This window comes from Roseateles sp. P4_D2 (genome assembly GCF_056401875.1).
Window position 1 is genome coordinate 144,463 of sequence record NZ_JBFUIM010000009.1, and the last position, 20,443, is coordinate 164,905.

A 20,443-nucleotide genomic window follows, 5' to 3' on the forward strand; every position below is an offset into this window, starting at 1 on the left:
GCCGCATCGCGGGACCTATTCAGCGCTCCCCTGGGCATCAAGCCGGTCGGCCAGCCGGCCCGCCAGCCAGTCCATGAACACGCGCACCCGGCGCGGCGTGTGGCGGCGCTGGCTGAGCACGAGTCGCACGGGCAGCGGCGCGGCATCGAAACCGTCGAGCAGCTGGACCAGAAGGCCGTCGGCCAGCAGATGCCGCACGCCCTGCAGGGGGAACTGCGCGACGCCGGCGCCTGCCACCGCCGCGGCCTGGTAGGCGTCGGTGTTGTTGACGGTGACGCGTGACGGCAGGGTCAGCGTGCGCTCCTGCCCGGCGGCGTCCACCCAGTCGAAGCGCGGGCGGCGGTCGGCCCAGCTCTGGCTGTAGTGCACGAGGTGGTGGCCCTGCGCGACCAGGTCGTCCGGCGTGGCCGGCGTGCCATGCGCGGCGAGGTAGCCGGGACTGGCCACGTTGACCATGCGCATCTGCCCCAGCGGCCGCGCCACCAGCAGCGGGTCGTGCACGGCACCCACGCGCAGCACGCAGTCGAAGCCCTCTTCCACCAGGTCGACGCGGCGGTCGGTGCAGCTCAGCTCCACGGTCACGCCGGGGTGGGCGGCCAGGAATTCCGGCAGGGCCGGCAGCACGGCGTCCAGCGCCAGCCGCACCGGCATATCCACGCGCAGCCGGCCGCTGAGCTGCTGGTCCTGCTGGAACAGCGCCTCGATCTCGCCGGCGTCCGCCATCAGCGCGCGGGCCCGCTCCGCGAGCAATTCGCCATCCGACGTCAGGCTGACCCGCCGGGTGGTGCGCTGGAAGAGCCGCGTGCCGAGCTGCGCCTCCAGGTCGCGCACCACCTGGCTGACCCGGCCCTTGGGCAGGCCCAGCTCATCGGCAGCCCGGCTGAAGTGGGCCAGTTCGGCCACCTGCAAAAAGACACGCAACGAGGCGAGGTCGAGATTGGATGTCATTCAAAGCACAGTCATTTCAGCTGCGGCGACTTTATCCACATCAGAACGAACAATAAATTTCACTCCGTCCACAAACCCCATCCTCTGACGGAGCTGATATGAGTTCTTCCCCCATCACCCTGATCACCGGCGGCAGCCGCGGCCTTGGCGCCCAGATGGCGCTGGCCCTGGCCCGCGACGGCCACGACATCGTGCTGACCTACCGTGAAGCCGCCGCAGCGGCGGATGCCGTCGTTGCACAAATCCAGGCCCTGGGCCGCCGCGCGCTGGCACTGCCGCTGGATGTGGCCGACCCGACGAGCTTCCCGGCCTTCGCCGAGCGCTTGGACGCGGGCCTGAAAGCCTGGGGCGCCAGCCAGCTCGGCGGCCTCATCAACAACGCCGGCGCCGGCGCGCATGCCAGCTTTGCCGAGACAACGCCGGCCCAGTTCGACGCGATGCTCGCCATCCACCTGAAAGGCCCCTTCTTCCTGACCCAGGCCCTGCTGCCCTTGCTGGCCGACGGCGCGAGCGTCCTCAACGTCTCCAGCGGCCTGGCCCGCTTCACCATCCCGGGCTATGCCGCCTACGCGGCCATGAAGGGGGCGGTGGAAGTGCTGACCCGTTACCAGGCCAAGGAGCTGGCGGCCCGCGGCATCCGCGTCAACACGCTGGCGCCGGGTGCGATCGCGACCGACTTCGGCGGCGGCGCGGTGCGCGACAACGCGGAGCTGAACCGCTTTGTCGCTTCGGTCACGGCGCTGGGCCGGGTCGGCGAGGCCGAGGACATCGGTGGCGCTGCGGCCGCGCTGATGCGCCCCGGTGCGGGATGGATCACCGGCCAGCGCATCGAAGCCTCGGGCGGCATGTTCCTTTGAATCAGCGCGTCGAGATGGCGCGGCGCGGCTAGGCGGCGCCGCGGCCCTGCTGGCTGGTGAAGTAGGCCACCTTGCGCGCGCGCATGACCTCGCCCAGAGGCCGGTGCGCCACCAACGCCTGCCAGGGGTCGAAGACACCGGCTTCGACGCGAGCGATGAAGTCGACGTCGGTCGACGGCGCTTCCAGCGTCAGCTCGGCCACGTCGACGAAGGGCGCGACGGACTCGGGCCATTCGACGGACGCGTCCTCCAGCGGCGTGCGCGCCTCGTCGACGAAGAATTGCAGCTGCAGCCGGTACTTCAACGGGCCGGCCGCCGCCTGGGCAGCGAGATCGCCGGCCCAGTCACCGTTGACCTCGGTACGCGGCTTCAGCCCGGCGGGCGGCAGCAGGCGCAATTTGACGGCGGCGGGGCCGCAGCTGATGGGCAGCGTGCTGGCAAAGGCCTCGGTCGCGAACCCCGTGAAAGGCTTGCCGGCCGTCGCGGCCAGCTTCTTGAGCTGCTTGAAGCCGCCTATGAAGCCGAAGGCCTTGAACATCCAGCCGATCACGGCGCCCGGGCTGCGGCCGGCTGCCTCGACGAGACCGAAGAAATGGCGGCTGTCGGGAAACGCAAAGGCCGTCTGGTTGATCAGCGACAGGTCCTGGTGATCGGTGCGGCCGCCGAGGGCCGCCTCACCATCGACGCCGAAGACCCGCATCGCAAAGCCGCGGATGTCGGGCCGGCGGTTGCTCTGCTTGTCCATCGCGCCGTTGGACAGCCGCACCCAGACCTCATGCTCACCCGGCTCGGCAAAGAGGCCGTGGCGGGCATGCCCTGGCAGGCCCTGCGGCACACGCAGCCGCCCGCGCACCGCGGCAACGCCCTTGCGGTGCAGTGCACGGCCGGCGCCGAAGCGCTCGTCCTTGCGCTTCTGCATCTCGGCCATGGCCTTGGCGGCGGCAGCGTGGCGAGCAGCTTCGTCGGCCGCGATGACTTCTCTCCATCCCGTGCCGACGCTGCTCATCACGGGCTCCGTTCCTAGTGCTGGAGAATCTTCGCGAGGAAGTCTTTGGCGCGCGGCGAGCGCTCCTCGGGCTTGGTGAAGAAGTCGCTGCTGCTGCAGTCCTCGACGATCTTGCCCGCGTCCATGAAGATGACGCGATTGCTGACCCGCTTGGCAAAGCCCATCTCGTGGGTCACACACATCATGGTCATGCCCTCGTGGGCCAGTTGCACCATCACGTCCAGCACTTCGCCGACCATTTCAGGGTCCAGCGCCGAGGTGGGTTCGTCGAACAGCATGACGATGGGGTCCATCGACAGCGCTCGCGCGATGGCCACGCGCTGCTGCTGGCCGCCGGAAAGCTGGCCGGGAAACTTGTCCTTGTGGGCGCTCAGGCCGACGCGGTCCAGCATCTTCAGGCCGCGGGTCTTGGCGTCGGCCGCCGAGCGGCCCAGCACCTTGATCTGCGCGATGGTCAGGTTTTCGGTCACCGACAAATGGGGAAACAGCTCGAAATGCTGGAACACCATGCCGACGCGCGAACGCAGCTTGGGCAGGTTGGTCTTGGGGTCGGCGATGGAGATGCCGTCAACGACGATGTCGCCCTTCTGGAAGGGCTCCAGCGCATTGACGGTCTTGATCAGCGTCGACTTGCCCGAGCCGGACGGCCCGCAGACGACGACAACCTCGCCCTTCTGGATGGTCGTGGTGCATTCGGTCAGCACCTGGAAGCTGCCGTACCACTTGGAGATGTTCTTGATATCGATCATGGCGGACTCGATTCGACTCAACGGATGATGGCGATCTTCTTCTGCAGCTCCCGCACGAGGCGGGACAGGCCGAAGCAGATGACGAAGTAGACGACCGCAGCCGCCAGATAGGTCTCGACGGGGCGGTTGAAGTTCTTGCCGGCCACCTCGAAGCCTTTGAGCAGGTCGTACTCGCCAACGGCATAGACCAGCGAGGTGTCCTGGAACAGGATGATGGTCTGGGTCAGCAGCACCGGCAGCATGTTGCGGAAGGCCTGGGGCAGCACCACGTAACGCATGCTTTGGCCGTAGGTCATGCCCACGGCATACCCGGCGTTGACCTGACCGCGCGACACCGACTGGATGCCGGCGCGCATGATCTCCGAGTAGTAAGTGGCCTCGAACAGCGTGAAGGTGATGAAGGCCGACATCTGCCCGCCCAGCGGCCCGACGAGCTTGGGGATCAGCAGGAAGAACCACAGGATCACCATCACCAGCGGGATGGAGCGCAGCGTGTCGACGTAAAACGCCGCCGGCACCGACAGCCAGGGCTTGCTGGACAGCCGCATCATCGCCAGCAGCGTGCCCAGGATGATGCCGCCGATCATGGCCACCAGCGTCAGCTGGATGGAGAACCAGAAGCCCTTGGCGACGAAGCTCTGGACGACCGCCCAGTTCACGAAGGAATAGTCGAGATTCAGCATCACTTGCCTCCCGACTGGCCGGGGATGCGCACGCGCGCCTCAATGAACTTGGCGATGCGGTTGATGGCGAAGGCCGAGACGAAATACAGCGCGGTGACAGGGATGTAGATCTCCTCGAAATGAGACGTCTCTTCGGAGGCCTGCTGCGCGAACTGCGCCAGCTCGGGGATGCTGACCGCGAAGGCGACCGCCGAGTTCTTGACGATGTTCATGCTCTCGCTCGTCAGCGGCGGAATGACGATGCGGAACGCCATCGGCAGCAGCACGTGGCGGTAGGTCTGGGGCAGCGTCAGGCCCATGGCCAGGCCCGCGTAGCGCTGGCCGGTGGGCAGGGTCTTGATGCCGGCCTTGACCTGCTCGCCGATGCGCGCGCTGGTGAAGAAACCCAAGGCGAAGACGACCAGCACGGAGGACGGCACGGCCTCACGCAGCACCGGGAACAGCGATGGCAGCACGTGGTACCAGAGAAAGACCTGCACCAGCAGCGGGATGTTGCGGAAGAGCTCGGTCCACGCCTCGCCGAAGCGCGCCAGCCATTTGTTCGGCGCGGTGCGAGCAATGCCGATCAGCGAACCGACCACCAGCGCCAGCACGAGGGCCAGCAGCGAGACGCTCAGCGTCCAGCCCCAGGCGTTCAGCATCCATTGCAGATAAGTCTGCTCCTTGCCGCCCGGGCCGAAGCAGCCAGCAACGGCCTCCCCGGTGGCGGTGTCATTGCAGTAGAACTGCCAGTCCCAACTCATGGCCCTCTCCTCAAGCCTCTTAGCTAAAGCAAAGCGGGTGCCAGGCACCCGCTTTGCGGTGGTTCAGGTCGATGCGCGAATCACTTCTTCGCGTAGTCTTCCATCGGCTTGTCGTTGGGGTTGGCCCAGGCGTCCTTGGTCGCAGTGGACACCGGCAGGCCAATCTTCGTGTTGGTCGGCGGGATGGGCTGCATGAACCACTTGTCGTAGATCTTGGCCATCTCGCCCGACTTCATCATGGCCTTGATGCTGTTGTCGACCGCGGTCTTGAAGCCCGGGTCGTCCTTGCGCATCATGATGGCGATCGGCTCGACCGACAGCACCTCACCGACGATCTTGAAGTCGGCCGGGTTCTTGGACGTGGCGATGTTCTTGGCCAGGATGGAGCCATCCATGACGAAGGCGTCGGCGCGGCCGGAGTCCAGCAGCAGGAAGCTGTCAGCGTGGTCCTTGCCGAATACTTCCTTGAAGTCCACGCCGTTGGCGCGCTCGTGCTTGCGCAGCGTCTGCACGGACGTGGTGCCGGTCGTCGTTGCGACGGTCTTGCCGTTGAGCTGGCCGATGCCGGTGATGCCAGAGTTGGCCTTCACGGCGATGCGCACTTCCTCGACATAGGTTGTCACGGCGAAGGCGACGTCCTTCTGGCGGGTGGCGTTGTTTGTCGTGGAGCCGCACTCCAGGTCGACGGTGCCGTTGACGGTCAGCGGGATGCGGTTGGCCGATGTGACCGGTTGGTACTTGACTTCGATCTTGCTGCCCAGCTGCTTGCGCAGGTCGGCAACGACGTGCTCGCAGACATCGATGTGGTAGCCGACGTATTTGCCATCACCGATGGTGTAGGACAGGCCCGACGACTCGCGCACACCCATCGTGATCGCGCCGCTGTCCTTGATCTTCTTCAGCGTGTCTTCGGCATGCACGGCCGAAACGCCGGCGAACAGGGCTGCGACGAGCAGAACTTTCTTCATGGAGACTCCAACAACAGGAAGTGGATATCGATAACAGCCGCGAGCAGACCACGCCGCACGCTCAGCCCGAATACGGGTTTACACGATGCATGCGCAAGCTGGATGAGGTCATGCCGCGGACGATAAATAGTCCCACAAAGCCAAGGAGGCTGGTTTGAGCCGGCGCGAAAGCTCGGGCTTTTCGCGATAGATGCGCAGCTCCATGCTGACGCTGAAGGTGCCCGGCGCAGCGGCGGGCACGAGGCGGCCACTGGCGATCTCCTTTTGCACCGAGCTGGCGGGCAGGAAGGCAAAACCATGGCCTTCCAGCGCCATCGCCTTCAGGCCTTCGGCCATGTCCGTCTCGTAGATGGCGTCCAGGTTCAGCGCGCAGTCCGCCTCCTTGACGATAAGCTCGACCAGGCGGCCGAGATAGGCGCCGGCCGCGTAGCTCAGGAAGGGAATCTTCTGGCCCGGCCGTCCGGGCAGCCGGAACATCGGCTCGCCCTGACTGTCGGCCCTGGCATACGGCGACAAGGTCTCGTGGCCCAGCGACACCATCTGGTAGCGCTCCGGGTCCAGCTGCAGCGGCTGGCTGGCGTGGTGATAGACCAGCAGCAGATCGCAATTGCCTTCGCTGAGCTGCAGCATCGCGTCATGCACATTGGCCGCGTTGAGCCGGCACTTGATGGCGCCGAAGCCGCGTCTCAACCCCATCAGCCAATGCGGGAAGAAGGAGAAGGCCAGCGAGTGCGGCACGGCGAACTCGATCATGTCCTGGTCGGCCGCCTGATGGCTGCGCAGCATATTGCGCGTCGCCTGCAGATTGCCCAGCAGCTCGACGGCCTGGGCCAGCAAGGTTGCGCCAGCGGCCGTCAGCCGGGTCGGATAGGAGGATCGATCCACCAGGTCGACGCCGGCCCAGGCCTCCAAGGCCTGAATGCGGCGCGAGAATGCCGGCTGGGTCACGTGGCGCAGCTGGGCGGAGCGGGAAAAGCTGCGCGTCTCGGCCAGGCTGACGAAGTCTTCAAGCCATTTGGTTTCCACCCGAGGCAGTGTAGCCAAGGCCTTCTGCCAGCCGCGCGATCTAGCGAGTCATCTCGGCAACTCATATATGCGCGCGCATTACCTCTTCACCCCCCTAAGCGCGGCCCCTAGGTGCTTGACTCCCCCTCAACTGAAGGGGCACAACGCGGCCCGGCGCGCAGGTGCTTGTTTACAGTCCGCCCAACAACCCAACTCGAACAAACCCGGACGGAGAACGCCATGCGCGCGACGAGCAAACTTCTGGCACTCGCCTTGACGGCCACCATGCAATCGGCGATGGCCGGTGCGGTCTTCTTGGACTTCGAGGACGTGCAGACCATGGAGCAACTGACCTCCCGCTACGCATCCAAGGGTGTCGTGGGAAGTGGCGCCGCCTGGGCGTCCACGTCTGAAGCCTGCAGTTATGGCCCGAATGGTGATGCCGGCGCCATCAGCTTTTCCCGCACCGGCAGCTGCGGCGCGCTCTTTCTCGCTCAGGACTGGACCAAGCCTGCGGTGGCAGGTATCCAGAGCCTGACGCTGGACCTCGCGGACGGCTTCGTCGACGCCCTGTCTTTCGTCTACTCGGGCAGCACCCTGGGCATCAATCTCTCGGTTCACGTCTACGACGCCAGCGGCAAGGAACTCGGCGGCGGCCTGAACGGTCTCACCGGCGCTGAATGCAACAGCTACGTGTTCTGCAACTGGTCCAACCAAATCACACTGACGTTCCAGGGCGTGGGCCGCACAGTGGTGTTCTCGGCGAACGACCAGGCTGTTCTGCTCGATGACCTCAGCTTCAAGACCGTCGACACGCAGCCTCCTGGCCGCCTGCCCGAGCCCGCCAGCATCGCTCTGACCCTGGGCGCCCTTGCGGGCCTGGGTTGGACACGCCGTCGCGTCGCTCGCTAAAGCAAGCGCCTCACGCCTCAAGAACGACCGCTACGGCGGTCGTTTTTCATTGGGGCCCACCCATGCGCGGTCGATGACTGCGGCAAACGGCTGCCCGGGTGGCGCAAAGGCGCGCTTCGCCGGTATATGGCAAGCCCCAGTTCCGCAAGGCTTGAATCGTCATCCGCCGTCCCTATAATGGCTTTCTGCTAGCACTCAACTCATTCGAGTGCTAACGAGTCGGGCCGACCGGTTTTCCGCTGGCGGCCCCGTTTTTTTCGGCGAGCCGCGATTGCCGCGGCCGCTCCGGTTCCAACTCTCAAGGAGATTCCATGAAGCTGCGCCCCCTGCACGATCGCGTGATCGTTCGCCGTCTGGAGCAAGAAACCAAGACCGCCTCGGGCATCGTCATCCCCGACAACGCCGCTGAGAAGCCTGATCAAGGTGAAGTCCTGGCCGTCGGCCCGGGCAAGCGCAATGACAAGGGTGAGTTCGTGGCCCTGAACGTCGTCGTCGGCGACCGCGTGCTGTTTGGCAAGTATTCCGGCCAGACCGTCAAGGTCGACGGTGACGAGTTGCTGGTCATGCGCGAGGAAGACCTCTTCGCCGTGGTGCAAAAGTAATAGCTTGCGGGACAGACCGAAGCGCGCAGCGCGAGTTCTGTCCCCAACTGATTCAGAGAATTCGACTCTGACCCCAATTTAAGTATTCGGAGAATCAAATGGCAGCAAAAGACGTGATCTTTGGCGGCGAGGCTCGTGCCCGCATGGTTGAAGGCGTGAACATCCTGGCCAACGCGGTCAAGGTGACCCTGGGCCCCAAGGGCCGCAATGTCGTGCTCGAGCGCTCGTTCGGCGCCCCGACCGTGACCAAGGACGGCGTGTCCGTGGCCAAGGAAATCGAGCTGAAGGACAAGCTGCAGAACATGGGCGCGCAGATGGTCAAGGAAGTCGCTTCCAAGACGTCTGACAACGCCGGTGACGGCACCACCACCGCCACGGTCCTGGCTCAAGCCATCGTTCGCGAAGGCATGAAGTACGTGGCCGCCGGCATGAACCCGATGGACCTGAAGCGCGGCATCGACAAGGCGGTCACCGCCCTGGTCGCCGAGCTGAAGAAGGCCTCCAAGGCCACCACCACCTCCAAGGAAATCGCGCAAGTCGGCACGATCTCCGCCAACAGCGACCATGAAGTGGGCCGCATCATTGCCGAGGCGATGGACAAGGTTGGCAAGGAAGGCGTCATCACCGTTGAAGACGGCAAGAGCCTGGACAGCGAACTCGACGTCGTCGAAGGCATGCAGTTCGACCGCGGCTACCTGTCGCCCTACTTCATCAACAACCCGGAAAAGCAAGCCGCGCTGTTGGACAACCCCTTCGTGCTGCTGTACGACAAGAAGATCAGCAACATCCGCGATCTGCTGCCGACGCTGGAGCAAGTGGCCAAGTCGGGCCGCCCGCTGCTGATCATCTCGGAAGACGTGGACGGCGAAGCGCTGGCGACGCTGGTGGTCAACACCATCCGCGGCATCCTGAAGGTCGTCGCCGTCAAGGCGCCTGGCTTCGGTGACCGCCGCAAGGCCATGCTGGAAGACATCGCCATCCTGACCGGCGGCAAGGTCATCGCCGAAGAAGTCGGCCTGACGCTCGAGAAGGTCACGCTGGCCGACCTGGGCCAGGCCAAGCGCGTCGAAGTGGGCAAGGAAAACACCACCATCATCGACGGCGCCGGCGCTGCGGGCGACATCGAAGCCCGCGTCAAGCAAGTGCGCATCCAGATCGAGGAAGCCACCAGCGACTACGACCGCGAAAAGCTGCAAGAGCGCGTGGCCAAGCTGGCCGGCGGTGTTGCCGTCATCAAGGTCGGTGCTGCCACCGAAGTCGAGATGAAGGAAAAGAAGGCCCGTGTCGAGGACGCGCTGCACGCCACGCGCGCAGCCGTTGAAGAAGGCATCGTGGCTGGTGGTGGCGTCGCGCTGCTGCGCGCCAAGCAAGCCGCTGGCGCCATCAAGGGCGACAACGCTGATCAAGACGCCGGCATCAAGCTGGTCCTGCGCGCCATCGAAGCACCGCTGCGCGAGATCGTCTACAACGCTGGTGGCGAAGCCTCCGTCGTCGTCAACGCCGTGCTGGCCGGTTCGGGCAACTACGGCTTCAACGCCGCCAACGACACCTATGGCGACATGATCGAAATGGGCATCCTGGACCCGACCAAGGTGACGCGCACTGCCCTGCAGAACGCCGCATCCGTCGCGTCGCTGATGCTGACGACCGAAGCCATGGTCGCCGAGTCCCCCAAGGACGAAGCAGCCGGTGGCGGCATGCCTGGTGGCATGGGCGGCATGGGTGGCATGGGCGGTATGGATATGTAAGACATTGCGGGACAGACCTGGCGGGCGTACTCGCCCGACAGCTCTGTCCCCAACTGATCAAGCATTCAGGAAGGGGCTGCGCGAGCAGCCCCTTTTCTTTTGTGCCTGAGGTTCTCAGTCGCTGGCGCGGGCGGCTGAGCGCGCGAACGTATAGGTCAGCCCGATGCCGATGCTCGCGCCCGTGGTCTGACGCACAAGCGGACTGTCGCGATTGGCGGCCCCAGCCACGCTGTCGACACGTCCGATGGCAAACAGACGCACATCCGGTGTCAGCTGGTGCGACACCCCGCCCTTGAGCCGCCAGGCAATCAAGCCGGCGCGAGCCGCATAGGCCGGCCGATCCGCCAGCGCCTCGTTCGGCGCGACGGTGTAATAGGTCGCCCCGAGGCGACGGTCGCCGAACAGCACTCCCGCACTGACGCCATAACTCCAGCCCGCCCTGGCGCGGTGCTCCAGAGCCAGCTCCGGCTCCAGGCTCATGCCGCGATGCCGGCGCAGGTCGCTCGCCTCGAACACGCCGCGCAGCGGCAGCTCGAAAGTCAGGCTGTCAGCGGCTTTGCGGCCGTTCAGATACCAGCGACCGACGGGCCCGAACTCCACCAGCGAACGCAGCCGCGGCATGCCCTCGCGCGCCCGCAGCTCCTTACCGCCAGCACTCAGCGAGCCCGCGAAGGACACATCCAGCTCGAAGCTCTCGGTGCGCACCGCCCGCAACCCCGCGCCCGCGTCATCGGCCCGCAGCACCTTGCCGCGGTAGATGACGTAGGGCAGCACCGGCGTGCGCGTGACCTGCTGGTCTGCTCCCGGATAGGCCTGCTGCGACAGCGCGCCGGCGGCCGCACCGAGCTCCCACAGCGGCAGTTCGGAGGGCTTGGTCGCGGCGTCATCGGCATGCACGAGGGTGGCCGCACAGGCCAGGCTGAAACCGAGGAGGCATTTCATGGGCGAGAGGTGGATGGCGACGGCGCGCATCATGCCTGCACCTGCGCCACCCAGCCCGCTGCGAAGCGCTCGGCGTCACCCAGGGGGCTGACTGCCATGCGCTCACGCAGCCCGGCGCGCAGCGCCGCCAGGCCCGCGCGATCTGCGGCCCAGCGTACCGCCAGGCGCACATAGTCCTCCGCGTCCGACGCCACCCAGTCCGGCGCCAGCCCCAGCGTCTGCATGAAGCTCAGGCCCTGACGCGAGATCGGCGCCGGCCCCGGCAGCGTCAGCACCGGCACGCCCATCCAGAGCCCGTCCAGCGTCGTCATGCCGCCGCCGTGCGGGAAGGGGTCCAGGGCGATGTCGATGCGCCCGAAGTCGGCGAGATAGTCGGCCAATGGCCCCGGCCCTTGCAGGTCCAGCCGGGCCGCATCGCCCGGCCAGCGGCCGAGCAGGGCCGTGCGCTCCGCCTCGTGCTGCAGACCGGGCGCCTTCAGCAGCAGCCGGCTGTCGGGCACCGCCTCCAGCACGCGCGCCCACAGCGCCAGCACTTCGTCGCCGAGCTTGTGCAGGGCATTGAAACAGCCGAAGCACATCGGTCCTCCCCGCATGGCCACGGCAGGCGCCTCGGCGGGCGGCGCATAGACCGTGAAGCTGTCGGGCAGCCGCAGCAAAGGCTCCACAAAACCGGCTTCGGCGCCCTCAGGCAACAGCCAACGGTCGCCGATGAAGCCATCCATCTCGGCCAGCCCGGTGCTGCCCGCATAGCCCAGCCAGCTCAACTGTCGCGGCGCCGGCCGGCGCGCGAACACGCCCAGGCGATGACCGCCCGTGTGGCCGTTCAGGTCGATCAGCACATCGATGCCATCGGCCGCGATGCGTTGCGCCAGCGTCGCGTCATCCCAGCCGGCCACGTGCAGCCAACGCGGCGCGGCGGCCCGCAACCGCAGGGTCAGTTCATCGTCGGCACCATGGTTGGCGTAGACGAAAAGCTCGCAACGCCGCGCCAGCGCCGGCAGCCAGGCCTCGGCCAGCCGCCCGACCGGATGGCCGCGCAGGTCGGCCGACACCAAGCCGACGCGCAAAGGCCCAGCCGCGCGCGCGGGCCGCGAAACGGCAGGCGCCGCCACAGCCTGACCGAAGGCCTGCGCCTCGCTCCGCAGCTCGGCACCCTGCTGGCGATATGCACGCAGCAGCAGACGGTCGCTGCGTGCGGTCAGCAGCGTCGGATCGAGGGCAATGAGGCGGCTCAGCACCACATCGGCCTCGTCCAGGCGGCCCTGCTGCTTCAAAGCCTGGGCGAGGTTACTCAACGCCTGGGGCGACGTCGGCGCGTCGTCCAGCGCTTGACGGTAGGCGGCCACAGCCTGTGCATGCCGTCCCTCGCGCAGCCGCAGCCCGCCCAGGTTGGCCAGCGCCGCGGCCCGGCGCTCGCCGGCCAGGCCCGTGGCCAGGGCCGCCGTCAACACCGCCTCGCCGCGCTGCGGCCGCAGCAGGCTCAGATTGCAGGCGGCTTCGGCATGGCCGGCATCCAGCGCCAGCACGGCCTCCCAAGCGTCAACGGCACCCACCGCGTCGCCGACCTCCTGCAGCAGGTTGCCCAGCGCGAAGCGGTGGGCGACATCCGCCGGCGCCAGGGCCACGGCCTCGCGCAGCCTGGCCACCGCTTCACGAGGGCGCCCGGCTGCGGCCCAGGCCGTTGCGGCATGCCCGCGCAGACCCGCGTCCGCCGGGCGTGCTGCGATCGCCTGCTCGAAGGCCTGCGCCGCATCCGCGTGGCGCCCCAGTGCCAGCAGCGCCCGCCCGCGGTTGCCCAGGGCGGCGACCAGGCCGGGTTGCAGCGCGAGGGCGGCCTCAAAGGCGGCGAGGGCCTGGGCCGGCTCACCCAGGGCCAGCAGCGCGTTGCCGAGGTTGTTGTGGGCGCCAGGCAGGCGCGGCTGCAGCGCCAGCGCTCGCTCATAGGCGGCCCGCGCCTCGGGCCAACGCTGCCGCGAGGCCAGCAGGGCGCCGAGATTGGCCGTCAGTTCGGCATCGTCCGGCAACAGGGCCAGGGCGCGCTCCAAGGCCGGCAGCGCGTCCTCGCCCAGCATCTGCAGGGCCACGGACAGGGCCTTCCACAACGTGCCGTCCTGGGGATGCTCGGCGAGCAATGCGCGGGCCTGCGCGGCCATCTCGGCATGACGCCCAGCCTGGAAAAGCGTGAAAAGGTTCTGAAGTGCGGCGTTTGCCATGTGGTTGAGGGGTCGGTAAGAGGGGGCAACACATCGGGGTGCACCAGCCTGGCGCCGGATAATCTCATCACGCCCCTCGATAGCGTCCATGCCCTTCAGCCCGAATCCTCACGACCTGCTTGACCACGCGCTGACCGAAGCCGGCCCGATGGCCCGCGACCTGCTCAACAGCGTGCAGGATGAGCTCGAAGCGCAGCCCCAGCACTATCCACTGCGCGAGGCCTGGCGCAAGGTGCGCGCGCATTTCGCGGCCGACTTCGAGGGCAAGCTCATCGAGCTGCTGCAGGCCGGCCGTCGCGGCGACGATCCCCTGCACCGCTCGCCCGCCCAGCTCGGCGGCCTGGAAAGCCTCAGCCTCGTCGACGAACACCAGGCGCTGCAGGACGTGGCCATCGCCCATGTCGCCCATGCGGCCGAGGACATGAGCCGGGCCGAGCTGCACCAGATCGGCAACTTCTTCGCGGCGCTGCGCGGCATCGCACGGGCCCGCGAGCGCGACAACCCGCTGCGCCCGGCCCTCTACGCTCACGCACTTCACCATGCGCTGGCGTCCAGCCCGCTCGGCGCCCAGACCCAGTACGAGCTGATGCGTGTGGCCGCGACACCGCTGGCCCGCGCCCTGAACCGCCTCTACACCCAGGCCTGCGCCACGCTGCGCGCCGCCGACATCAGCGACATGGTGGCCTCCCACGGCCATGCCCAGACCGACCCGCTGGCCCACCAGCGCCTGGCCGCGGCCCGCGGCGTCAGTACGCGGCCAGCCGCTCATGGCACGCTGGACGGCCTGTCGCGCCGCGTCGACGCGGTCAACTCCCGGCCGCAGGGCCTGGCGCCCCACAGCCCCGTCACCCAGCGCGGTCCGCTGGCCCCGGCGCCCTTCGTGCGCTCGACGGGGCCGGACATGCTGAGCCGGCTCTATGACCAGATCCTGGCCGACCCGCGCCTGCTACCGCCGCTGAAGGCGCTGCTGGCGCGACTGCAGATCGCCGTCGTGCGCCTGGCACGCAGCGACAGCATGCTGCTGCGCCGCCAGGACCATCCCACCTGGGCATTGCTGAACCGCGTCGCCGCCCACGGCATGGCCTTCGAGCGCGCCGATGACGCCCGCCTTGTGGATTTCCTGCGCTTCATGGAAGCCGAGGCCCAGCTCCTCGTCGACGCGCCCACGCCCAACGCCCTGCTCTTCCAGCAGGTGCTGGCTCGCGTCGACGCCCACATCGACCAGCAGGCCCGCCAGAGCAGCGAACGCAATGCCGTCGCGCTGGCGGCCCTGGAGCGGGAACAGCTGCGCAGCGACTGGCGCGAGCTGATCCGCGATCAGATCGACCACCAGATCACCGGCGCCCCTTTGGGCCCGCGCATGCACCGCTTCCTGCAGACGGCCTGGGTGGACATCATCGTCGCGGCCATGGTGCGCCACGGCCGCGACTCGCACGAAGCCCACGCGGCGATGGAGATGGTCGACGCCGTGCTCGACAGCCTCATCACGCCGCGCGACCTCGCCGACCGCGAGGCCCTGCGCATGCGCCTGCCCGTCCTCATCGAGCGCCTGCTGACCGGCTGCGAAAGCATCCAGCTCTCCGAAGCCAAGCGCGAGCCGGCCCTGTCCGAACTGATGGCCCAGCATGCCCGCCTGCTGCGCGGCCTGCCGGCGCTGGACCCCGCCGAGCGCCGCCCCGCCGCCCCGCCGCCCGCCTCGCCCACGGCGAGCAGTGCCGCGCCCGCCTCGGCCGACGAGATCGTCCAGCGCCTGATGGAGGAGCGCGATTCCCAGGTGCCTTCGCACTGGCTGAGCGTCGACGTCGACCGCGGCGAACTGCCGACTGTGCCGGTGCAGCTCTACAACCAGCACGATTCGCCGGATGCGCGCGCGGCGCTGCAACGCTGGATCGATGGCCTGCAGATCGGCCGCTGGTTCCATCTCTTCATCCAGGGCGACTGGCATACCACCCAGATCGCCTGGATCAGCGAGGGCCGGCAGTTCCTGCTGTTCGTCGGCCGCGACTCCGACGAACGCCTGCCGCTGACCCGCCGCGCGCTGGAGGCGCTGCTGTCCAACGGCCTCATCACGGCACTGGAAGACGATAACGTCGTCCAACGCGCCGTGGACACGCTGATGAGCGACCTGGACGGCGGCTGAGCTTCAGCCCGCCGAGTGAATCGGCTCGACCGCCGGCATGTCGTCGGGCAGCCGATGCGCCAGCACCCATTCGCGCAGCGCCAGCGCCACGTCGCCGACGCCGCTCTTCTTCAGCGCCGAGAACAGCGTCACCGCCACGTCGGAGTTCTCGGTGGTCATCGCAGCGAGGAACTCCGTCGTCGCGCGCAAGGCCGCGTCTGCTTCCTTGCGATTGAGCTTGTCGGACTTGGTGAGCAGCACCAGCAACTTGATCTCACCGGTGGCCACACGCGCGGCGACGAACTCCAGCAGCTGCTTGTCCAGGTCGGTCAGGCCCAGGCGGGAGTCGACCATCAGCACGACGCCCGACAGGCTGCGGCGCACTTCCAGGTAGTCGGCCATGACCTTTTGCCAGCGCAGTTTGGCCGATTTGTTCACGGCCGCGTAGCCATAGCCCGGCAAGTCGGCGAACAGGGCGTCGGCCGCGTCCTTCGGGCCGAGTTCGAAGAGGTTGATGTGCTGGGTGCGGCCCGGCGTCTTGGAAGCAAAGGCCAGGCGTTTTTGCTGGGCCAGCGTGTTGATGGCGGTGGACTTGCCGGCGTTGGAGCGGCCGACGAAGGCGATCTCGGGCAGTTCGGTGGCGGGCAGATGCACCAGCTGGCTGGCGGTGGTCAGGAAGCGCGTGGTATGCGTCCAGGCCAGGGCGAGCTTCTCGGTGAGGGGCTCGGCCGGCAGGGCCTCAGGAATCTTGTCGGTCATGTCTAGCTCGGACGCTGTGGTTCAGCATTGTAAAATTCTCGGGTTACGCCCTTTGAGACCGTATAAATCCATGAAGACTGTCGCCCTCCTCCTGTCGAGTCTGCTGCTGGCCGCCACGGCTCACGCGAACGAGCCCGCTGCTGTTGCTGCCAAGCCCGATTCGGCCAAGGGCGGTGCCATTTCTTCCCAGGTCTGCGCAGCCTGCCACACGGCGGACGGCTCGCGTGGCAGCCCGGCCAATCCCATCCTGCAGGGCCAGCACGCCGAATACCTGGCCAAGCAGCTGGCCGAGTTCAAGAGCGGCAAGCGCAAGAACCCCGTCATGCAAGGCATGGCCGCCCCGCTGTCGGAGGACGACATCCGCAACGTGGCCGCCTTCTACGCCGCCAAGACCGCCAAGCCAGGTTTCGCCAAGAACAAGGACACGGTCGCCCTGGGCGAGAAGATCTACCGCGGCGGCATTGCCGAGCGCAATGTGCCGGCCTGTGCCGGCTGCCACGGTGCCAACGGCTCCGGCCTGCCGGTCCAGTACCCGCGCCTGGGCGGCCAGCATGGCGACTATGTCGAAGCGCAGATGGTGGCCTTCCGCAGCGGTGCACGCGCCAACAATCCCGTCATGGTCACCGTCGCCGCCAAGATGAATGACAAGGAAATCAAGGCCGTGTCCGACTACATCGCTGGCCTGCGCTGAACGCGGCGCTTGCCTTGAGGAACAAAGGCCGGTGAACCCCACCGGCCTTTTTTGTTGATCGCTGATGTCCGCCGTCCCTGTCTCTCGCTCCTCACCCGCCCGCGAACTGCTGGACGTGCTCGCGTCCATGCGCTTCGCCATCACGCTGCTCAGCGTGATCTGCATCGCCTCGGTCATCGGCACCGTGCTGCGCCAGAGCGAGCCCATGGGCAACTACGTCAACCAGTTCGGCCCCTTCTGGGCTGAGGTATTCGGCAAATTGGGGCTTTACACGGTCTACAGCGCGCCCTGGTTTCTGGTCATCCTGACCTTCCTGGTGCTCTCGACCAGCCTGTGCATCGCCCGCAACGCGCCCAAGATCCTGGTCGACCTGAAGAGCTACAAGGAGGGCGTGCGCGAGCAGTCCCTGCAGGCCCACCACCACAAGGCCATCGGAGAGCTGCCCAGCAACCCCTCGATGGCCCTCGCCGAGATCGGCAATACGCTGGCGGCCCACGGCTGGAAGGCCCGCGTGCAGCGGCGCGACAACGGCATCATGATCGCGGCCCGCCGCGGCGCGGCCAACAAGATCGGCTACCTCTGCGCCCACTCCGCCATCGTGCTGATCCTCATCGGCGGCGTGCTGGACGGCAACGCCATGGTCAAGCTGGCCATGTGGGCCCAGGGCAAGCAGCTCTACACCGGCTCAGGCTTCGTGTCGGACATCCGGCCCGAACACCGGCTCTCCACCGGCAATCCGAGCTTTCGCGGCAATGTGTCGGTCACCGAGAAGCAGCGCCAGGGCATCGCCGTGCTGAGCCTGCCCAGCGGCGTCGTGCTGCAGGACCTGCCCTTCGACATCGAGCTGAAGGCATTCAAGGTCGACTACTACCCGACGGGCATGCCCAAGAGCTTTGCCAGCGACATCGTCATCCATGACGGCACGACACGGCGCGAGGCCACGGTCAAGGTCAACGAACCCGTCATCCACAAGGGCCTGGCCATCTACCAGAGCAGCTTCGAGGACGGCGGCAGCAAGCTCGAGCTCAAGGCCATGCCGCTGGCCAGCACCGGCACGCCCGTGAAGCTTGCCGGCCGCGTCGGCACGAAGATGGCCTTTGGCGAGCAGACGCTGGAGCTCGACGGCCTGCGCGTGATCAATGTCGAGAACCTCGCCAATGACGGTAGCAGCGGCGCCAATGCCAGCGGCGCCGACGTGCGCAAGGTCGACCTCGGCGCGGCGCTTGGCAAGCATCTCGGCAGCGGCGCCAAGTCGGACGGCAGCAAAGTTCTGCACAACGTCGGCCCGAGCTTCAGCTACAAGCTGCGCGACGCCGCCGGCCAGGCCCGCGAGTACAACAACTACATGCTGCCGGTCGAGCTGGACGGGCAGAAGCTCTTCCTCGCCGGCGTGCGCGACACCCCGGCCGAGACCTTCCGCTATCTGCGCATGCCGGCCGACGAGAACGGCGAGTTGAGCGGCTGGCTGCGCCTTCGCCAGGCCCTGGCCGATACCGCCCAGCGTGACGTCGCTGCGCGCCGCTATGCCGCCGCCGCCACGCCGCCCAACCAGCCCCAGCTGACGCCGCAGCTGCAGCTGACGGCCCAGCGTGCGCTGACGCTGTTCTCCGGCGCCGCCGCCAAGCCCGGCGACGAAGTCAAGGGCGGCCTGCCGGCGCTGTCGCAGTTCATCGAGCGTGACGTGCCCGAGGCCGACCGCCAGCGCGTCTCCGAGGTGCTGCTGCGCATCCTGAACGGCAGCCTGTTCGAGCTGCACCAGATCGCCCGCGAGCGCGCTGGCCTCAAGCCCGCCGGCACCGATGCCGCCGCCCAGGGCTTCATGACCCAGGCCGTGTTGTCCCTGTCCGACAGCCTCTACTACCCGTCGTCCACGCTGCTGCAGCTGGAGAACTTCGAGCAGGTCCAGGCCAGCGTCTTCCAGGTCGCCCGCGCGCCTGGGCAGAAGCTGGTCTATCTGGGCGCCCTCCTGCTCATCGTCGGCGTCTTTTCCATGCTCTACATCAAGGAGCGTAGGCTGTGGGTCTGGCTCGTGCCCAGCGCCGACCCGGGCGGCTCGCAGGTGCGCATGGCCATGTCCAGCACCCGTGAGTCGCCCGACAACGCCGTTATGTTCGCCCAGCTCAAAGCCGCCGTGCTGAAGGAGCCCTCATGAACACCACCACCTTTGACCTGCCGCGCCGCCACGCGCTGCAGCGCCGTGACACTCTCGACTGGCTGTTCGCCGCCCTCGTGCTGCTCGGTGGCGGCTATGCCTTCAGCCGCTACCACGCGTCGATGGACGTCTACGAGCAGGGCATCCTGCTGTGCGCCATGCCGGCGCTGATCGCGCTGGGTTGGTTCTGGAAGCCGCTGCGTTGGCTGAGCGTCGCCGTCGGTGCGGCCACCCTCATCGCCATCGGCTTGTATGCCCAGCACACCGACGGCTTCGGCGCCGACCTGGCCGCCGGCGAGAAGGTGTTCTGGCTGAAGTACATGCTGTCCAGCCAGAGCGCCATCCTGTGGATGAGCCTGCTGTTCTACATGAGCATGCTCTTCTACTGGGGCGGCTTCTTCACCGGCGCCGGCCGCAACAGCGTGGCCGAGGTGGTCGGCTCCAAGCTGGCCTGGGGCGGCGTCTTCATGGCCCTGGTCGGCACGCTGGTGCGCTGGTACGAGAGCCACCAGATCGGCGCCGACATCGGCCACATCCCCGTCAGCAACCTCTACGAAGTCTTCGTGCTGTTCTGCTGGCTGACGACCACCTTCTACCTCTACTACGAGGCCCGCTTCGCAACGCGTTCGTTGGGCGCCTACGTGATGCTGGTCGTCAGCGGCGCGGTCAGCTTCCTGCTCTGGTACACGCTGGCCCGCGAGGCCCAGGAGATCCAGCCCCTGGTGCCGGCGCTGCAGAGCTGGTGGATGAAGATCCACGTGCCCGCCAACTTCGTCGGTTATGGCAGCTTCGCGCTGGCGGCCATGGTGGCCCTGGCTTTTCTGCTGAAGACGGCGACGACACGCGCCCTCGTCATCGGCCTCGTTGCCATGCCGCTGGGCATCGTCAGCCTGATCCTGGCGGTGCGCTTCGGTGCCACGCTGGAGGCCGCCACCGTCGCCGGCCTGCAGGGCTGGGCCTACAAGATCGCCGGTGTCGCCGCCTTCCTGGGCATTGCCGTCGCGCTGCGCGGCCACCTGACGGCGCGCCTGCCCGACCTGCCCCAGCTCGACGACCTCATGTACAAGTCCATCGCGCTGGGCTTTGCCTTCTTCACGATCGCCACCATCCTCGGCGCCTTCTGGGCCGCCGAGGCCTGGGGCGGCTACTGGAGCTGGGACCCCAAGGAAACCTGGGCCCTGATCGTCTGGCTCAACTACGCCGCCTGGCTGCACATGCGCCTGATGAAGGGCCTGCGCGGCATGGCCTCGGCCTGGTGGGCGCTGGTGGGCCTGCTGGTCACGACCTTCGCCTTCCTGGGCGTCAACATGTTCCTCTCAGGCCTGCACAGCTACGGTACGCTGTAG

The 20,443-nt window shown here is 67.3% G+C and carries 18 protein-coding genes; 8 read left to right on the forward strand and 10 right to left on the reverse strand.

Annotated elements, in window-relative coordinates; all coding sequences use genetic code 11:
- Window positions 1-15: 15 nt before the first annotated feature.
- Window positions 16-948: a LysR substrate-binding domain-containing protein gene (locus tag AC1DW0_RS17635; protein ID WP_457442868.1), complete on the reverse strand. Its 933-nt coding sequence runs from the start codon at window positions 946-948 to the stop codon at window positions 16-18.
- Between the two features lie 98 nt (window positions 949-1,046).
- Here AC1DW0_RS17635 and AC1DW0_RS17640 point away from each other — a divergent pair, with 98 nt between their 5' ends.
- A complete protein-coding gene (locus tag AC1DW0_RS17640) occupies window positions 1,047-1,805 on the forward strand; it encodes an SDR family NAD(P)-dependent oxidoreductase (RefSeq protein ID WP_457350256.1) in 759 nt (252 codons plus the stop codon).
- A 28-nt stretch (window positions 1,806-1,833) separates the two neighbouring features.
- Here AC1DW0_RS17640 and AC1DW0_RS17645 read toward each other — a convergent pair whose 3' ends face one another.
- The 6 genes from AC1DW0_RS17645 to AC1DW0_RS17670 form a co-directional block, all read right to left on the reverse strand.
- Window positions 1,834-2,811, reverse strand: coding sequence for a catalase family protein (locus AC1DW0_RS17645; protein ID WP_477947118.1), 978 nt, complete (start codon window positions 2,809-2,811; stop codon window positions 1,834-1,836).
- A 14-nt stretch (window positions 2,812-2,825) separates the two neighbouring features.
- On the reverse strand, window positions 2,826-3,560 hold the full coding sequence (locus AC1DW0_RS17650; RefSeq protein WP_056202848.1) for an amino acid ABC transporter ATP-binding protein: 735 nt from the start codon (window positions 3,558-3,560) through the stop codon (window positions 2,826-2,828).
- A 17-nt stretch (window positions 3,561-3,577) separates the two neighbouring features.
- Entirely contained in the window at window positions 3,578-4,243 is a 666-nt protein-coding gene (locus AC1DW0_RS17655; RefSeq protein ID WP_056202845.1) for an amino acid ABC transporter permease, read from the reverse strand.
- On the reverse strand, window positions 4,243-4,986 hold the full coding sequence (locus AC1DW0_RS17660) for an amino acid ABC transporter permease (RefSeq protein WP_056202842.1): 744 nt from the start codon (window positions 4,984-4,986) through the stop codon (window positions 4,243-4,245). Before AC1DW0_RS17660 ends, AC1DW0_RS17655 begins: the two co-directional genes overlap by 1 nt.
- Window positions 4,987-5,066: 80 nt before the next feature.
- Complete coding sequence (locus tag AC1DW0_RS17665; RefSeq protein WP_056202840.1) at window positions 5,067-5,954, reverse strand: amino acid ABC transporter substrate-binding protein; 888 nt, start codon at window positions 5,952-5,954, stop codon at window positions 5,067-5,069.
- Window positions 5,955-6,062: 108 nt separating this feature from the next.
- The gene (locus AC1DW0_RS17670; protein WP_056202837.1) at window positions 6,063-6,980 is read right to left on the reverse strand and encodes a LysR substrate-binding domain-containing protein; all 918 of its coding nucleotides are present in this window, start codon (window positions 6,978-6,980) and stop codon (window positions 6,063-6,065) included.
- A gap of 219 nt (window positions 6,981-7,199) precedes the next feature.
- Between AC1DW0_RS17670 and AC1DW0_RS17675 the strand changes: the two genes are divergently transcribed.
- The 3 genes from AC1DW0_RS17675 to groL all read left to right on the forward strand — a co-directional run bounded on the left by AC1DW0_RS17675 (window position 7,200) and on the right by groL (window position 10,221).
- Window positions 7,200-7,871, forward strand: coding sequence for a PEP-CTERM sorting domain-containing protein (locus tag AC1DW0_RS17675; RefSeq protein ID WP_056202834.1), 672 nt, complete (start codon window positions 7,200-7,202; stop codon window positions 7,869-7,871).
- 311 nt (window positions 7,872-8,182) lie between these two features.
- A complete protein-coding gene (locus tag AC1DW0_RS17680) occupies window positions 8,183-8,473 on the forward strand; it encodes a co-chaperone GroES (protein WP_056202831.1) in 291 nt (96 codons plus the stop codon).
- A gap of 98 nt (window positions 8,474-8,571) precedes the next feature.
- The gene (groL, locus tag AC1DW0_RS17685) at window positions 8,572-10,221 is read left to right on the forward strand and encodes a chaperonin GroEL (RefSeq protein WP_457323938.1); all 1,650 of its coding nucleotides are present in this window, start codon (window positions 8,572-8,574) and stop codon (window positions 10,219-10,221) included.
- 114 nt (window positions 10,222-10,335) lie between these two features.
- Here the strand turns inward: groL and AC1DW0_RS17690 are convergent, their stop codons facing one another.
- Both AC1DW0_RS17690 and AC1DW0_RS17695 read right to left on the reverse strand, forming a co-directional pair.
- Window positions 10,336-11,196 carry a MipA/OmpV family protein gene (locus tag AC1DW0_RS17690; protein ID WP_477947121.1) on the reverse strand — a complete coding sequence of 287 codons (861 nt, stop codon included), beginning with the start codon at window positions 11,194-11,196 and terminating at the stop codon, window positions 10,336-10,338.
- Window positions 11,193-13,316 carry a tetratricopeptide repeat protein gene (locus AC1DW0_RS17695; protein ID WP_477947123.1) on the reverse strand — a complete coding sequence of 708 codons (2,124 nt, stop codon included), beginning with the start codon at window positions 13,314-13,316 and terminating at the stop codon, window positions 11,193-11,195. The genes AC1DW0_RS17690 and AC1DW0_RS17695 overlap by 4 nt, the downstream gene beginning before the upstream one ends.
- A gap of 148 nt (window positions 13,317-13,464) precedes the next feature.
- Here AC1DW0_RS17695 and AC1DW0_RS17700 point away from each other — a divergent pair, with 148 nt between their 5' ends.
- Window positions 13,465-15,516, forward strand: coding sequence for a DUF1631 family protein (locus tag AC1DW0_RS17700; RefSeq protein ID WP_477947125.1), 2,052 nt, complete (start codon window positions 13,465-13,467; stop codon window positions 15,514-15,516).
- A gap of 3 nt (window positions 15,517-15,519) precedes the next feature.
- Here AC1DW0_RS17700 and yihA read toward each other — a convergent pair whose 3' ends face one another.
- Window positions 15,520-16,254: a ribosome biogenesis GTP-binding protein YihA/YsxC gene (gene yihA / locus AC1DW0_RS17705; RefSeq protein WP_056202819.1), complete on the reverse strand. Its 735-nt coding sequence runs from the start codon at window positions 16,252-16,254 to the stop codon at window positions 15,520-15,522.
- A gap of 70 nt (window positions 16,255-16,324) precedes the next feature.
- Between yihA and AC1DW0_RS17710 the strand changes: the two genes are divergently transcribed.
- The 3 genes from AC1DW0_RS17710 (at window position 16,325) to ccsB (ending at window position 20,443) form a co-directional block, all read left to right on the forward strand.
- Window positions 16,325-16,945 (forward strand): c-type cytochrome, encoded by a 621-nt coding sequence (locus tag AC1DW0_RS17710; RefSeq protein WP_457350267.1) that lies wholly within the window; start codon window positions 16,325-16,327, stop codon window positions 16,943-16,945.
- 64 nt (window positions 16,946-17,009) lie between these two features.
- Window positions 17,010-19,097 (forward strand): cytochrome c biogenesis protein ResB, encoded by a 2,088-nt coding sequence (locus AC1DW0_RS17715; protein ID WP_477947127.1) that lies wholly within the window; start codon window positions 17,010-17,012, stop codon window positions 19,095-19,097.
- On the forward strand, window positions 19,094-20,443 hold the full coding sequence (ccsB, locus tag AC1DW0_RS17720) for a c-type cytochrome biogenesis protein CcsB (protein ID WP_477947129.1): 1,350 nt from the start codon (window positions 19,094-19,096) through the stop codon (window positions 20,441-20,443). The genes AC1DW0_RS17715 and ccsB overlap by 4 nt, the downstream gene beginning before the upstream one ends.